Source organism: Pseudoalteromonas sp. APC 3224, from assembly GCF_030407535.1.
Taxonomy (GTDB): domain Bacteria; phylum Pseudomonadota; class Gammaproteobacteria; order Enterobacterales; family Alteromonadaceae; genus Pseudoalteromonas.
In genome coordinates this window covers 63515-78068 of record NZ_JASDDF010000001.1, presented here as the reverse complement: position 1 = coordinate 78068, position 14554 = coordinate 63515, and the positions used below count along the sequence as shown (strand labels likewise).

Here is a 14554-nt window from a genome sequence, read left to right as displayed (position 1 = left end):
GGTATTGATAGCATTCACCTGCTTGCAAACTTCAGACAATAAAAAACCCGCAACAAGTGCGGGTTTTTCAAAGAGTTAAAGTGCTAATTACTTAGCAGCATTTTTCTCTTTTTCTGCAGCGATTACAGTGTCAGCTACGTTTTGTGGACATGCAGCGTAGTGTGAGAACTCCATAGAGAACTGACCACGACCAGATGTCATTGTACGTAGTGAACCGATGTAACCGAACATTTCTGATAACGGTACGTCAGCTTTAATACGAACGCCTGTTAAACCAGCTTCTTGATTGCTTAACATACCACGACGACGGTTAAGGTCACCGATTACATCACCAACGTGATCTTCAGGTGTGAACACGTCAACTTTCATGATTGGCTCAAGAAGTTGTGCACCCGCTTTAGGGATAGACTGACGGAAAGCGCCTTTAGCAGCGATTTCGAAAGCAATTGCAGATGAATCCACGGCGTGGAAGCCACCGTCGAAAAGCTCAACTTCAACGTCAAGTACTGGGAAGCCAGCTAGAACACCTTCACCCATCATTGACTTAAAGCCTTTCTCAACTGCAGGCCAGAATTCTTTAGGTACGTTACCACCAACAACTGATGAAGTGAACGCGAAACCAGAACCCACTTCGCCTGGCTTGATGCGGTAATCGATTTTACCGAACTGACCAGAACCACCAGATTGTTTCTTATGCGTGTAGCTATCTTCGATTTCACGAGTAATAGTTTCACGGTAAGCAACTTGAGGCTGACCAACGATAAGGTCTACGCCGTAAGTACGCTTAAGGATATCTACTTTGATATCTAAGTGAAGCTCACCCATACCTTTAAGGATAGTTTCGCCTGAATCTTCATCAGTCTCAACTTGGAAAGATGGATCTTCTGCAACCATTTTACCGATAGCAACACCCATTTTCTCATTACCGCCTTTATCTTTAGGCTGTACAGCAATCGAGATTACTGGAGTTGGGAAAACCATTGGCTCTAGAGTTACTGGGTGCTTAGGATCACATAGAGTGTGACCAGTTTGCACGTTCTTCATACCAACGATAGCGATGATATCGCCCGCTTGTGCTGAAGTAAGCTCTTTACGCTCATCTGCTTGCATCTCAACCATACGGCCAACACGCTCAGTTTTACCAGTAAACGCATTAAGGATTGTGTCACCCTTGTTAAGCTTACCAGAGTAGATACGTACGAAAGTTAATGCGCCAAAACGGTCATCCATGATTTTGAATGCAAGCGCTTTGAAAGGTTCGTCTGCAGATACAATTGCATGCTCGCCGTTTTCGTTACCTTCTTCATCCATAAGAGGTTGAGGATCAACTTCTGTAGGTGCAGGTAAGTAATCAACAACAGCATCAAGTACTAATTGCATACCTTTGTTTTTGAATGCAGAACCACAGAACGTTGGGAAGAAAGCAAGGTCACGAGTACCTTTACGGATACAACGCTTGATATCTTCAACTGAAGGTACTTCACCTTCCATGTACGCTTCCATTAGGTCATCGTCTTGCTCTACAGCAGTTTCGATAAGCATCTCATGGTATTCTTCAGTTTTTTCTACCATGTCTGCAGGAACGTCTGTGATTTCGTAGTTTTCTGGAAGACCAGTGTCATCCCATACGTATGCTTGCTTGTTTAAAACATCAACAACACCAACAAAATCATCTTCAATACCGATTGGTAAAGTCATGATAAGTGGAGTAGCACCAAGTACTTTTTGTACTTGCGCTGTTACACGGTAAAAATCAGCACCCATACGGTCTAATTTGTTTACGAAGATAATACGTGCAACACCTGACTCATTCGCGTAACGCCAGTTAGTTTCTGATTGTGGTTCAACACCACCAGAACCACAGAATACACCCACACCGCCATCTAATACTTTAAGTGAACGGTAAACTTCAACTGTGAAGTCAACGTGTCCAGGAGTATCGATAACGTTAAAGCGGTGATCTTTCCAGAAACAGCTTACTGCCGCAGACTGGATAGTAATACCGCGCTCAGCTTCTTGATCCATGAAATCGGTAGTCGATTCACCATCATGAACCTCACCTGTTTTGTGGATAGTACCTGTAAGCTTTAGGATACGCTCAGTAGTTGTGGTTTTACCCGCATCAACGTGCGCGAAAATACCAATGTTTCTGTACTTCGATAAATCTGCCATTAATTTTACTCTTAATAAAGTCGATAAATTATTCGGCGGGAGTATAGCATTACTTAAAGCGAACATCACCATAGAAGTCGCTTAAAATGCAATCAATTTATAAAAAACTTGCTTTAAAGATATTTCGAGGTAAGAGATGGACTTAAAAGGGGCTTGTTATAAACCGTATTTAAACGACTTAAGCCTTTATCAGCGTTATTGTTGAACATTAAAAGTGCCATTAAGTGGTGGTATGAAGCAAATACAACTTTTTTGCCATATGCATTTTATTAGTAAAGTAACCCAAAACTCATGGTTTTAACCTTGTTGCTAATAACTAAATTGCCTGCTGTTTTGGCTTTAATTTCTAACAAAGCCAGGTCAGTTATTACTTTATAGATACAGGCAACACCGGTTAGTGACAGGCTACTTTTGCCCAATAGCTTCGCTTCAGCTTATTTAATAGTAGCCATAAAGTAGTGTTTTCCCCGCAACATGAAATCCGTTTTACAGCCCTTACTTTAGTGCTATAAATGAACAAAAAGTTAAAATAAGAATTATTTGCATTTAAGTGTTGACAGTTATCTAAATCTAACTGATAATCAATCTCAACAAGAAGAAAGTACATTGCTTTTTGTGACGGTAAAGTTCATTTGTTTCTCGACCCTGAAACAACGTGTGGCTCACGTTAAAGCCAAGATTATCTGTAATTAATCACAACGCCCCTTGATATTGATTGCAGATAATCGTCTATTACTTACTTGCTACATTGCTCATATCGGTGACGGTTGATATGAAACTAAAAAGCCCTTACGGGCTTTTTTTATGCCTGTAATTTAATATAAAGCCAACATAAAGTTAATGAGAACTATTTTCATTAAGGTGTTGACAGCCACTCAAATCTAACTGATAATCACTATCAACAAGAAGGCATGCATTGCTTCTTGTGACGGAAAAATTCATGTGTTTCTCGACCCTGAAACAAACGTGTGGCGCACGTTAACAGCTATGGAAACCTGTTATAAACCACAACGTCCCTTGCTGTTTATGACCTGTTTCCGCCCTACTCATTTACTTGCTACATTGCTCATATCGGTGACGGTAGATATGAAACTAAAAAAGCCCTTACGGGCTTTTTTTATGTCTGTAATTTAATGCGTAAGGCTTTAACCTACGCTTTAAAAATTAACGGCGGTTTTTTCGTGCACGTGCTCGGCGTTGTTTTTTCTCTTCTTCTTTGGCTTGCTTTTTCGCTTCTGCCGCCGCGCGCAATCCAGCTACCATTATTTCTTCCTCTTCACGCATGGCAGGTGTCTCCATGGTAATACGACCAATAATGCCATCTCGTAATTCATTAATTAGAATTTCTGACATTTTATACGTATCGATTTGGTTGCCACCGCGAATACAGCCGCGTTTTTTACCCGCCATTTCAACAAATTCCCAATCGCTTTCTGGCAATTCATCTAATTTATAGCGCGCTTTTAAAAGCTCAGGATAGGCATGTAATAAATACTCAGCGGTGTAGCTTGCCACTTCTTCGTACTCAATAGCGGTATCACGTATTGCTCCGGTTGCGCCTAAACGATAACCTGAGTTTTCGTTTTCTACTTTTGGCCACAGCATCCCAGGCGTATCGTAAAGCATAATGCCATCATCAAGTTTAATACGTTGCTGCGCCTTAGTCACTGCAGGCTCATTGCCGGTTTTAGCCACTATACGTCCAGCAAGTACATTAATGAGCGTAGATTTACCTACGTTAGGAATCCCCATGATCATAGCTTTAATTTGCTTATCGGCACCGACTTTATGTGGTACTAACTTTTTACACAGCTCATTAATACGATGCACCTCTGCGGCTTTATCGTTACCAAATGCAATCGCTTTTACGCCGTTTTCTTGCTCAAAGTAATCCTTCCACGCTTGGGTCATTTTAGGGTCAGCTAAATCGGCTTTATTCAATATTTTGATGACCGGCTTACCTTCACGCAAAGTAGCCACCATCGGGTTTTCGCTACTGTAAGGAATGCGCGCATCTAGCACTTCAATGATCACATCCATTTGTGGCATTATTTCTTTAATTTCATTTCGGGCTTTATTCATGTGCCCAGGGAACCACTGTATTCCAGCTCTACTCATTTGATTTATATGACCTTTAATTAAAGACCGCAGCCTATGGGTACTAATGTGGGTACTAAAAGTAAAACTATGCTTTTGTACTTTTAGTACCAAAGCTAAGTTTACTACACTAGCCCAACAAAGTATAAACTCTAGCATTTATCAGTTAAGTACAAGACTTGATTCAACTCTAAAAGACGTGAAGCTTTTCTAATCTCTAAACTCACTGCTTTTAATATAGCCCAACATATTCTGCTCTAATGTTAAATTATAAACATCTTGATTTAATGCATGTCAATTAGCTTTAAGTAACTTTAAATTAACAACTCGACCTCTAAGTGCAAATATATACCCCATACACTCCGGAAATTGGTCATTAAAAGCAGCTTTGATAGCTTTTCTTAAAAGACCTCTACTATATACTGTTGTCTTATAGACAATATTAAAGGTATTAAATGTTCAACATCACCCCTTTTCATAAATTGCTCAGCAATTGACATTGTAGCCGTGAACTTCGATAAATCCTCAATGATTTTTCTCCCATTTTAGTCACTTATGGCACTAAGTACTTTATCAGTTTTAGCTGTTCAACACGCCTTAAACTCTACATATCTTTAATATCAGTTTTCAAAAGTCCAAAACACTTAAGATCATGAAATTCATTTTTCCAGTACCCACTATCTCGCCTGAGACCCTCTTCTTTAAACCCGAGTTTAATTAATAATTTTTCAGAAGCGTTGTTTCCTGGCACCGTATCGGCTTGAATACGATGAATTGCTCCACACGGGAGCTTGTCAGCAAAGGCCCATTTAATAATGGCGTCTACTGACTCTTGCGCATACCCTCTTCCCCAGCAAGACGGCATTAATTCATAGCCTAAACTGGTGTTTTGTATGTTAGCATTCCAGCTGTTAAATCCGCAGGTTCCTATAAGTAGATTATCGGTTTTCGTTCTGATTGCCCAGCGAATACCCAGCCCTTTTTCAAATCGAGAAGTGAACAAACTGATTAGCTTTTCCGCTTGCTCCTTTGCAGTAAATACTGAGGTGTCGTAATACTCAATAACGTCTGGATTTGAAAAAATGGTAAAAATGGCATCGACATCGCTGCTTGTTATCTCATTTAACTCCAGGCGTTCAGTTTCTAATATTGGAAATGACAATTGTACTTCTCCGCTTTTTATTTTTTGTAACAGTCGTTTTGAACTTCTGAAAAAGTGCCTTATACTTTTACCACGAATCGCTCTTTTACGACAATAGATTCAAAGGTTTGGACTTCCCACAGTTTGCTAGACACCTAATGAGTTACATTGTAACTTCCAATTAGAGGTGTTTTATGAGCAAAGGCAAACGATATACCCAAGAATTTAAAATAGAAGCAGTTAAACAAATAACTGAACGTGGTTATTCAGTTACTGAAGTATCAGAACGATTAGATATTTGTACCAAAACGTTATATCACTGGCGAAGCCAGTTATCAGAGAAACCCAAACAAACCAAATCATCAGATGAACAGCTAAGGATCGCCAAACTTGAGGCCGAGTTAAAACGTGTCACGGAGGAACGCGACATTCTAAAAAAGGCCGCAAGGTACTTTGCCAGCAACCCCGAGTAAAGTACGCTTTTATTCGTGAGCATCAAAATGAGTTTTCTATAGTTGCGATGTGTAAACTATTTAAGCTACACCGCAGTGGCTTTTATGCGTGGTTAAAGAAGCCATTGAGTGACAGAGCAATCGAAGATAATCGTTTGCTTAAGCTTATTAAAGAGTTTTACGTTGCCAGTGGTGGCACTTACGGTAGTCCTTGGATACACGCAGATTTACGTGAAGCTGGTGAGCAATGTAGTGTTAATCGTGTCGCTAAGATCATGCGCCAACATAAACTCAAAGCGCAGATAGGTTATAAACGTCGCCATATTAAAGGCGGTAAAACATCACGCATTGCAGATAACTTGCTAGCTCGTCAGTTTAATCCTCCTGCGCCGAATCAAACTTGGGTAAGTGATATTACTTATGTGAGAACCTATGGAGGCTTCTTGTATGTAGCAACTGTCATGGATTTATTCTCTAGGCGCATCGTAGGCTGGTCGATGGATAAAAGCATGGACAAGCACTTAGTAATTAAAGCATTACTCATGGCAGTTTATCAACGCCAACCCAAAGCTGACGTAATGGTACATAGTGATCAAGGAAGCCAGTATGGTAGCGCTGATTACTTAGCCTTTATGAAAGAACATAACCCTGTACCCTCAATGAGTCGAGCTGGGAATTGTCACGATAATGCAGTTGCTGAAAGCTTTTTTGCAACGATTAAAAAGCGAATAATTAAAAGGAAGATTTACTCAACACGAAATGATGCGAAAGCAGAGATATTTAATTTTATAGAAATGTTTTACAATCCGAAAAAACGTCACTCGCATACAGGCGGTGTTTCACCTGCTAAGTTTGAGGAAGCGTATTTTTCTGAATTAGAAACTGTCTAGTGAAAGCTGGGAAGTCCATATATCGTTACTTCTCGGGGGTTTTCTAGCTCTTGTAATAATATAATTACACAAACACTAAGATTTAAAATCGGTAAGAAACAATCCAGTTACAGGTGATTGCTTTAATTTAAAAAGTTTACGGGAAACTTACTTAATGCTTCTTCAAAATTTTATTCATAAACAGTCTAACGAGTACAATTCAACAGACTTTATTACAGAAACAGAAATATGGGAGCACATATCACTCCCAATCAGGTTAGTTACGTGTAAATTCGATATACACAATTTTTCTCCAGAATATTTTGAGTGTTTTGATGTCCCTTTTGAGCCAACTATTTCCAAAGCAGTTCCTAAAAGGCAAGCTGAATTTTTAGCTGGAAGACTTGCAGCTGCTGAAGCCTTGAAAGTAATTGGAGCACCGATTCCATTAAAAAGTATTAAAGCCTCTCAAAATAAAGGCCCGCAATGGCCAAATGAAGTTGCCGGGTCAATTTCCCATACTAATGATATTGCTGCTGCAATCGTGGGTCCTTCGAGTATAATTTCATCGTTAGGTATTGATATCGAAGAGCACATAGAGGAAAGTGTTTGTATACAAATTGCTAAACAAATCCACAATGAAGATGAGATCTCCTTATTCATTAACAAAGGAATTGAAAGCAACAAGGCCACGACTATTTTATTTTCAGCAAAGGAAGCATTATATAAAGCATTGTATAAATATGTTAATTGTTTTTTCGGCTTTGAGATTGCGCAAGCTATAAACTTAGATTTAAAGCATAATATTCTCGAATTAAAATTAGAAGAAAGCTTTCGAAGCAAATATAAATTGCATCAAACCTATTTTTGCCATTTTCATCAAGTACACTCAATTGTCATATCACTTATAACTGTAGCTAGATGAGAATCAAACCATACAGCCCTTGGGAACTCCACTATAATGCTGTTTATAGAGGTTTTTTATCCCGTTTATTGACAGTACCGAAACATCTTGAACTCAAATTAACTATTACAGAAGATGAATACTTTATCGAAAAGGTTGCAGTGAAAGCTGGGAAGTCCAGTAAGTGCTTTTCTAAAAAGAAAGCTTCTAATCACAATAATACCGTAAATATTACAACGAGAAATGTGCCCTTCCTCGACCTGAACACAGAAAACAGCTCTGAGGTCACAAATAAAGCACCTTTTTTAGAATTATATTCGCATTATCTAGAATTAAAAAACGAAGGCAAAGCTACTCTTAAAAAAGCCTCATTAGAATCATTGAACTACGATCAATATGCACATTACAAAGTTAATCCTTACCCTAATAGCGCAATCATGGGATATGTAGAAAGAAAATATAGCGGTATAAGATTTACAATAAGCAGTATAAATATTTACCCGGATGTGCCGTCCTACTCTAACACATTGAAAATAAATAGAGTCTCTGTTAGCTTAAAAAGAGATAGGCTTCCAACAACAGATGAATTAACTACATCATTATACAACGCACATAAACAAAAAATACTTCGCCAAAAGAATAATAGCTCCTTTGGTTTAACCAAAGCCAACCAGAAGAAACTAGCAAGCTACGCTAAAAAACTAAATACTACAGAAAAAAAAGCTCTCAATAAAGTAGTCAAAACAATGCTCGATTAGGCACTTTATTTCGAATTACTCAGCTCAATTAACTCACTCCACCATAACATTACTGGCCTGCGTTGCTCTAAATAATCAGAGCGGTTATATGCCGCTCTTGTTTCATTTTCATCTGCGTGGGCTAAGCAGGCTTCAACTAAAAGACTATCGTAACCTTTTTCATGAAGGGCGTTAGAGGCAACGGAGCGCAAGCCATGAGCTACCAGCTTATCTTTGTAACCCAAGCTACGTTTAATCGCTGCATTCACCGTATAGGTACTTGCATGGCTGTTTTCATTACGCTCACTCGGGAATACATACTCATGATGACCGCTTAACGGCTTCATTTGATCAAGTATTGCTAAAGTAGTGGGTGTTAAAGGCACTCTGTGGGCCCTTCTACGCTTCATTTCTTCGGCTGGGATCACCCATACAGCCTCTTCAATATTAATGTCAGCCCACTTAGTGCCTGCGGCTTCCTTTGAGCGAGTCATTGTGTGCAACTGCCACAAAATTAAAAGCTTGGTTTTGTCCTGAATGGTTTTAGAGTTATTCACAGCCGTTAAAAAATCAGGTAGCTCTTCAGGCCTTATTGTAGCCATGTGATCAACCGTGTTTTTAGTAAATACTTTTATAATTTTTGCTAGTGGATTGGCATTGATAAAGCCATGGTTTACTGAGTAATCCATAATCTGGTTTAAGCTTTGGCAAATACGTTTGATTGTGGAGTGTTTACCGTCAGTCTCAAGTGGCCTGAGAATTTCAGTGGTATCAATCGCTGTAATGCTTTCTAAAGGCATCCCCTTCATTTTCGGGAAAATATACATCTCAAGCGTTCGCCATTCCCTAGCTGCGTGATGAGGCGTAACAGTTGGCTTTTTTCGTTCAAACCAAAGTTCTGCGGCAACTAAAAAAGTATTCGCAGCTTTGCGGCTCTCAGCCTGTTTTTTAGCTAGTTCATATGCCTTTGGATTAATACCTTGAGCCAATAGTTCTTGGTACTCAATAGCTTTAGTACGTGCGTTAGCAAGCGATAGTCCAGGATAAAGCCCTAAAGGTAATTTATTAAATTTATCACTTATTGGATCTTTAAATTTAAACTGCCAAGACTTAGTGCCGCTAGGTAAAACACGCAGTTGAAGACCGCCACCGTCAGAAAGCGTTTGCTCTTTGCCTGTACTAGTAATTGATTTTATCTTTTTATCCGTTAGACGTACTACAGGCCTAGCCATAATAAGCTCCATAATGATGATTAAGACTAGTATATATAAAATACAATCTCATGGGTACTAACGTGGGTACTAAAAATAGTAGAAGCAACAAGATTAGACCGGACAAACACGGAACAAAAACAGGTTAATCGTATGTTTTACATGAACTTTAATTGTCACTAAGGAGCAGTACGGAAGTTAATGCAAGCGCCCAGGGAACCACTGGATAGCCATTTTTAACTCCTAACATATAATTTGTAGCTATTTTAACTGGCAATTCATTTAATTGCGCTATACTGGCGCAAATTTTTTCAGATTAGATATTATGGCTCTCAAATCTACCATTATTAAAGCGCAACTATCGCTTAGCGATATGGACCGTCACGTATACCAAGACTTTAATTTAACCTTGGCACAACACCCTTCAGAAACTGAGCAGCGTTTGATGATCCGCTTACTAGCGTTTGCACTTAATAGCTGTGATGGATTAGAGTTTACTAAAGGTTTATGTGCTGATGATGAGCCGGAGCTTTGGCATGTCAATTACAGCGAAGAAATAGAGCTGTGGATTGAGCTGGGGTTACCAGATGAAAAGCGCCTTAAAAAAGCCTGTAATAAAGCTAAAAAAGTAGTTTTATATACCTATGGCGAGAATAACCAAGCTATTTGGTGGCAAAAGCATCAGCCTAAATTGTACGAGTTTAAAAACCTAAGCATTTTTAGCCTTGATTATGCTGCTACTCAATTATTAGCTGCGTTGGTTGATCGTAATATTAAATTGGCTATTACCATTCAAGATGGTGAAGTTTGGGTTAATACCGACACTACCAATATTGAAATAAAACCGCAGCAATTAATGTAATTACGGTAGTTATACCAATTGCATTAAATTAGTTATCTATTATAGCAACAAAGAAATAAGTCGATAACAAGGCGAAAATGATGACATATAGTTGTTCTATATAAATAATTTTTAACGCAGGTAGCGGATTATTTAATATGTTTTTAATAAAATTGGTATTAGGGGGCGTATGAAAGTTAAACGCGTTATTGTTTTACATGGCTTGTATATGTCTGGCTTGGTTATGCGCCCGTTATGTTCACGTTTGGAAGAGTCGGGGGTTAAAGTTTTAAACCTAACCTACAATACTCTTGACCCTAATCGAGATGCTATTTTTACGCAAGTAGATGAGTTTATTAGCGATGAGCCTTCTGCTTTAGTCTGCCACTCTATGGGGGGCTTAGTTGCCCGCGCCTATTTAGAAGCAAACTCAGCGCCAAGTCATCATGTTGAAAAGGTGATCACCTTAGGGACGCCACATACTGGCAGCCATATTGCTGAAAAAATGCAGCAAAAAGGGTTCGAACTATTATTAAAAAATAGTGTTGAATTTTTACTGTCTAAGAATGGTGATTGGCCTTTTAAAGCCAAGCTATACAGTATTGCCGGCGACTTACCGATTGGTTTAATGCCACTCATTGTAAAAGGCAGCCGCTCTGATGGTACCGTACTGCTAGATGAAACCAAACTTAAAGGTATGGCTGAACACAAAGTGTTTCACTTAAGCCATACCAGTATGATTTACTCTCGCCAAGTCGTTAATTATATTCTTGAGCGCTTGAACGAGGACATTTAGTCCTCAGCTGCAGCGGCCACTTTATAGCTGATCAAAAATATAATACCTAACACCAGCGGCATGGGTGCAGCGATGTAACCAAAGGTATCAGAGTTTGCAAAACTCGCACCCGCTAAGTGCGCAACTAATCCAACAACAAACGCGACCAAAGCAATACCAATAACGATGAGTTCAGCTTTATTCTCTTTACGTGTTTTAGCTTCCATTATTTCTCTCCGCATCTAATCAAGTAGCCCCTTAACTTAATAAAGTACTCTCTATCAAGTTGGGTTATATTGATTATGCGCTTTACTTGTGCGCGTTTTTTGACCTAAATCAATAAATAAAATAAGTCTGTGCTGAGCCTTTCAAAAGCTTGTTTTAGATCATATTTTGTACTCACAAAATAAACAATTTCGCTGCTCAAGGTAGTATTTTTATAAACACAACCCATATCTATTGAACAGCGTTAGTTAATTCATTTATAAAACCACAGATACGCTGATAGCTTTTAGCTATGGCATCAATATGTATAAACGATTTTATTCATAGACGATTATGAGCAATACTTATTTTACTGAGCAATATGTGAAAATTCATAAAAACGGTTATTTAAGGAGCAAGGTATGTCGCAAGTAAATGCAATTGGTTTAAACAGTACAAAAAGTGAAGATATTATTAAGTCACTGAATACGCTTTTAAGCAGCTATCAAATTCAATATATGAATGCGCGCGGTTTTCACTGGAATATTAAAGGCCGAAACTTTTTTGAATTACATTTAAAGTTTGAAGAAATTTATAACTTACTACTATTAAAAGTAGATGAAATCGCAGAACGTATTTTAACGCTTGATGGTGCACCGCTACATGCGTTTTCAGATTACTTAGAAGTAAGTGAAATTAAAGAAGCAAAAGGGATCAGCGATGGCGTAACCGCAGTAGAGAACTTACTTGCCGGATACAGCAGCTTAATTAAAATGCAGCGCGATATTCTTGCACAAGCCGCTGAAGCTGATGATGAAGGTACCGCGTCATTAATGAGTGACTACATTAAAGAGCAAGAAAAACTAGTGTGGATGTTAAAAGCCTACCTAGATTAAGTTATTTTAAAAAATAGAAAGCCTCAGTTATTACTGAGGCTTTTTTGTGATAATCATATACTGGCTATGACAAAGCGATAAAAAAGGCCATTTCTAGCGCTTTTTCTTCTAAGCTCTTAAAGCGACCCGATGCCCCACCATGCCCTGCATCCATGTCGGTTTTAAACACTAAAATATTATCATCGGTTTTATATTCACGCATTTTAGCCACCCATTTCATTGGTTCCCAATACTGTACTTGTGAGTCATGCAAGCCGGTTGTCACCAATATATTGGGGTAGTGTTGCGCACTAATATTGTCGTACGGTGAATACGCTTCAATAATCTCGTAAAAATGGGGGTCGTTTGGGTTACCCCATTCATCATACTCATTTGTTGTAAGCGGAATGCTTTCATCTAACATGGTGGTGAGCACATCTAAAAATGGCACATGGCAGCCCACTCCACAGTAAAGTTCAGGCGCTTGATTTACCACAGCTCCCATTAATAACCCCCCAGCACTGCCACCAGAGGCAAACACTTTACTTTTGTTGCCGTACCCTTGCTCAGTGAGCGCTTTGGTTACATCTATAAAGTCATTAAAGCTATTTTGTTTATGCTGTTTTTTACCATGTTCGTACCATGAACGCCCTAGCATTTCACTACCACGCACATGCGCAATTGCATAAACAAAACCACGGTCGAGTAAACTCAGTGATGTACTTGAAAAGCTTGGATCTATGGTGATCCCATACGCGCCATAGCCATATTGAAATAACGGATTTGAACCATCTTGTTTAAAACTATCTTTACGATAAACCAACGACACCGGTACTTTTATCCCATCACGAGCGCTGACCATGAGTCGCTCTGACTGATAGTCTCCTGCGTTAAAATCACCAAGTACTTTTTGTTGTTTAAGTAAGGTTTTTTCACCGGTGGTTAAATCAACATTATAAAGCGAGCCGGGAGTCGTTAAGCTCGAATAGTAAATGCGTGCATGAGCTACATTTGGCTCTGGGTTCATGGCAATAGCAGCGTAATAACAAGGATCATCAAACTCAAGGTTCATTCGCTCGGCGTTTTGATTAACCACAACAAAGCGTGCTTGGCCTTGTTCGCGCTCGCTAAGCACTAAAAAGTCGTTAAATAGTTCAACGCCTTCTAATAATACAGTTTCACGATGAGGGGTATGTGTTTGCCACTGGTTTTTATCAGCAATGGTATTGCTTGTCGCGGTCATTAATCTAAAGTTTTTAGCCTGCCAGTTAGTCACTATATAAAAAGTATCACCAAGCTTATCAATATCAAATTCATGGCCCTCTTCACGCGGCATTAAAGCAGTAAATTCGCCATGGGGTTGATTGGCATCAAGTATCCACATGTCGTTAGTTTCTGTGCTTGCTAAATCGATAATAATTAAGCTTTCATCACGACTTTTACCCAACCCCATAAAAAAGCTACTGTCTTGCTCTTCATATACCAACACATCTTGGTCTTGCTCGGTCCCTAGCTCATGTCTAAAAACTTGATAACCCAATAAGGTTTTTAAATCCTTTTTTACATAAAATACGGTTTGATTGTCGTTCGCCCAAACAACCTGCCCCTCGGTATTTTCAAGTACATCGTCGAGCATTTTATCGTTGTTTAAATCTTTAAAGCGAACAGTGTAAATACGTCTGCCGTCGGTATCCTCAGAGTATGCCATTAATTGCTCACTGGGGCTCAGCGCCACTTCCCCTAGCTCATAAAACTCATAGCCGTTAGCAAGTTCATTCACATCAAGTAGCAACACTTTATTAGCCATTGCCATACTGCTACTGCGATAATGGCGTGCATATTCATCATCTCCGCGAACCTCTGAGTGATACCAATACTGGCCGTCTTTTACCGGTACAGTGTTATCATCTTTTACAATACGGCCTTTAAGCTCTTCAAATAATGCACTTTGTAATGGCTTAATGGGGGCTAACTGCTCATCACAATAGGTGTTTTCTTGTGCTAAATGCGCGAGTATTTCGACACTTTTTCGTTCATCATCGCGCATCCAATAATAATCATCACTGCGTGTTTTTGCGTGAGTTGTAAGCGCATAAGGTTGCTTTTTAGCAATAGGAAAATTAGGCAATAAGCTTAAAGAATAATCAGAAGAAGACACAAAAAAACCGCTTAAAAAATAACAATGGCGGCCAGTTTATCATAAAAATAAAAAAGCCCACTCATAGTTGAGTGGGCTAAAGCGGTATAAATTCGATAACTAAAAACTACGTGAATTT

12 protein-coding genes and 1 pseudogene are annotated in these 14554 nt (G+C 39.1%); 6 read left to right on the top strand and 7 right to left on the bottom strand.

The window, feature by feature from the left end; all coding sequences use genetic code 11:
• Positions 1-87: 87 nt before the first annotated feature.
• The 4 genes and pseudogenes from fusA to QL989_RS00280 form a co-directional block, all read right to left on the bottom strand.
• Entirely contained in the window at positions 88-2172 is a 2085-nt protein-coding gene (gene fusA, locus QL989_RS00290) for an elongation factor G (RefSeq protein WP_138609530.1), read from the bottom strand.
• Between the two features lie 269 nt (positions 2173-2441).
• Positions 2442-2603: pseudogene (locus QL989_RS19150) on the bottom strand (succinyl-CoA--3-ketoacid-CoA transferase); the annotation flags it as partial.
• Positions 2604-3336: 733 nt separating this feature from the next.
• Positions 3337-4290 carry a ribosome biogenesis GTPase YlqF gene (gene ylqF / locus QL989_RS00285; protein WP_290167320.1) on the bottom strand — a complete coding sequence of 318 codons (954 nt, stop codon included), beginning with the start codon at positions 4288-4290 and terminating at the stop codon, positions 3337-3339.
• A gap of 583 nt (positions 4291-4873) precedes the next feature.
• Positions 4874-5431 carry a GNAT family N-acetyltransferase gene (locus tag QL989_RS00280; RefSeq protein WP_290167318.1) on the bottom strand — a complete coding sequence of 186 codons (558 nt, stop codon included), beginning with the start codon at positions 5429-5431 and terminating at the stop codon, positions 4874-4876.
• 173 nt (positions 5432-5604) lie between these two features.
• Between QL989_RS00280 and QL989_RS00275 the strand changes: the two genes are divergently transcribed.
• From QL989_RS00275 to QL989_RS00265, 3 genes are all read left to right on the top strand, one after another.
• A protein-coding gene (locus QL989_RS00275) for an IS3 family transposase (RefSeq protein WP_290167316.1) occupies positions 5605-6752 on the top strand; the annotation gives its coding sequence in 2 pieces (ribosomal slippage) (positions 5605-5842 and positions 5842-6752; 1149 coding nt in all).
• Positions 6753-6906: 154 nt separating this feature from the next.
• Positions 6907-7656 (top strand): 4'-phosphopantetheinyl transferase superfamily protein, encoded by a 750-nt coding sequence (locus QL989_RS00270; RefSeq protein ID WP_290167313.1) that lies wholly within the window; start codon positions 6907-6909, stop codon positions 7654-7656.
• Positions 7653-8393 carry a hypothetical protein gene (locus tag QL989_RS00265; RefSeq protein WP_290167311.1) on the top strand — a complete coding sequence of 247 codons (741 nt, stop codon included), beginning with the start codon at positions 7653-7655 and terminating at the stop codon, positions 8391-8393. The genes QL989_RS00270 and QL989_RS00265 overlap by 4 nt, the downstream gene beginning before the upstream one ends.
• Positions 8394-8398: 5 nt before the next feature.
• Here QL989_RS00265 and QL989_RS00260 read toward each other — a convergent pair whose 3' ends face one another.
• Positions 8399-9604, bottom strand: a complete 1206-nt coding sequence (locus QL989_RS00260; protein WP_290167309.1) for a tyrosine-type recombinase/integrase — start codon at positions 9602-9604, stop codon at positions 8399-8401.
• A gap of 304 nt (positions 9605-9908) precedes the next feature.
• Between QL989_RS00260 and QL989_RS00255 the strand changes: the two genes are divergently transcribed.
• A complete protein-coding gene (locus tag QL989_RS00255; RefSeq protein WP_008112865.1) occupies positions 9909-10445 on the top strand; it encodes a YaeQ family protein in 537 nt (178 codons plus the stop codon).
• 169 nt (positions 10446-10614) lie between these two features.
• Positions 10615-11220, top strand: a complete 606-nt coding sequence (locus tag QL989_RS00250) for an alpha/beta hydrolase (protein WP_290167307.1) — start codon at positions 10615-10617, stop codon at positions 11218-11220.
• On the opposite strand, the gene QL989_RS00245 is transcribed toward QL989_RS00250, so the two are convergent.
• On the bottom strand, positions 11217-11426 hold the full coding sequence (locus QL989_RS00245) for a hypothetical protein (protein WP_008112863.1): 210 nt from the start codon (positions 11424-11426) through the stop codon (positions 11217-11219). The genes QL989_RS00250 and QL989_RS00245 overlap by 4 nt on opposite strands.
• Before the next feature lie 399 nt (positions 11427-11825).
• Between QL989_RS00245 and QL989_RS00240 the strand changes: the two genes are divergently transcribed.
• A complete protein-coding gene (locus tag QL989_RS00240) occupies positions 11826-12299 on the top strand; it encodes a Dps family protein (protein WP_008112861.1) in 474 nt (157 codons plus the stop codon).
• A 64-nt stretch (positions 12300-12363) separates the two neighbouring features.
• Here QL989_RS00240 and QL989_RS00235 read toward each other — a convergent pair whose 3' ends face one another.
• A complete protein-coding gene (locus QL989_RS00235) occupies positions 12364-14436 on the bottom strand; it encodes a S9 family peptidase (RefSeq protein WP_290167303.1) in 2073 nt (690 codons plus the stop codon).
• Between the last annotated feature and the right edge of the window lie 118 nt (positions 14437-14554).

Bases quoted from the DNA above. Each gene is read 5' to 3' on its own strand.
- QL989_RS00250 (WP_290167307.1), top strand. From the start codon at position 10,615: ATGAAAGTTAAACGCGTTATTGTTTTACATGGCTTGTATATGTCTGGC.
- QL989_RS00240 (WP_008112861.1), top strand. From the start codon at position 11,826: ATGTCGCAAGTAAATGCAATTGGTTTAAACAGTACAAAAAGTGAAGAT.
- QL989_RS00265 (WP_290167311.1), top strand. From the start codon at position 7,653: ATGAGAATCAAACCATACAGCCCTTGGGAACTCCACTATAATGCTGTT.
- ylqF (WP_290167320.1), bottom strand. From the start codon at position 4,290: ATGAGTAGAGCTGGAATACAGTGGTTCCCTGGGCACATGAATAAAGCC.
- fusA (WP_138609530.1), bottom strand. From the start codon at position 2,172: ATGGCAGATTTATCGAAGTACAGAAACATTGGTATTTTCGCGCACGTT.
- QL989_RS00245 (WP_008112863.1), bottom strand. From the start codon at position 11,426: ATGGAAGCTAAAACACGTAAAGAGAATAAAGCTGAACTCATCGTTATT.
- QL989_RS00255 (WP_008112865.1), top strand. From the start codon at position 9,909: ATGGCTCTCAAATCTACCATTATTAAAGCGCAACTATCGCTTAGCGAT.
- QL989_RS00260 (WP_290167309.1), bottom strand. From the start codon at position 9,604: ATGGCTAGGCCTGTAGTACGTCTAACGGATAAAAAGATAAAATCAATT.
- QL989_RS00270 (WP_290167313.1), top strand. From the start codon at position 6,907: ATGCTTCTTCAAAATTTTATTCATAAACAGTCTAACGAGTACAATTCA.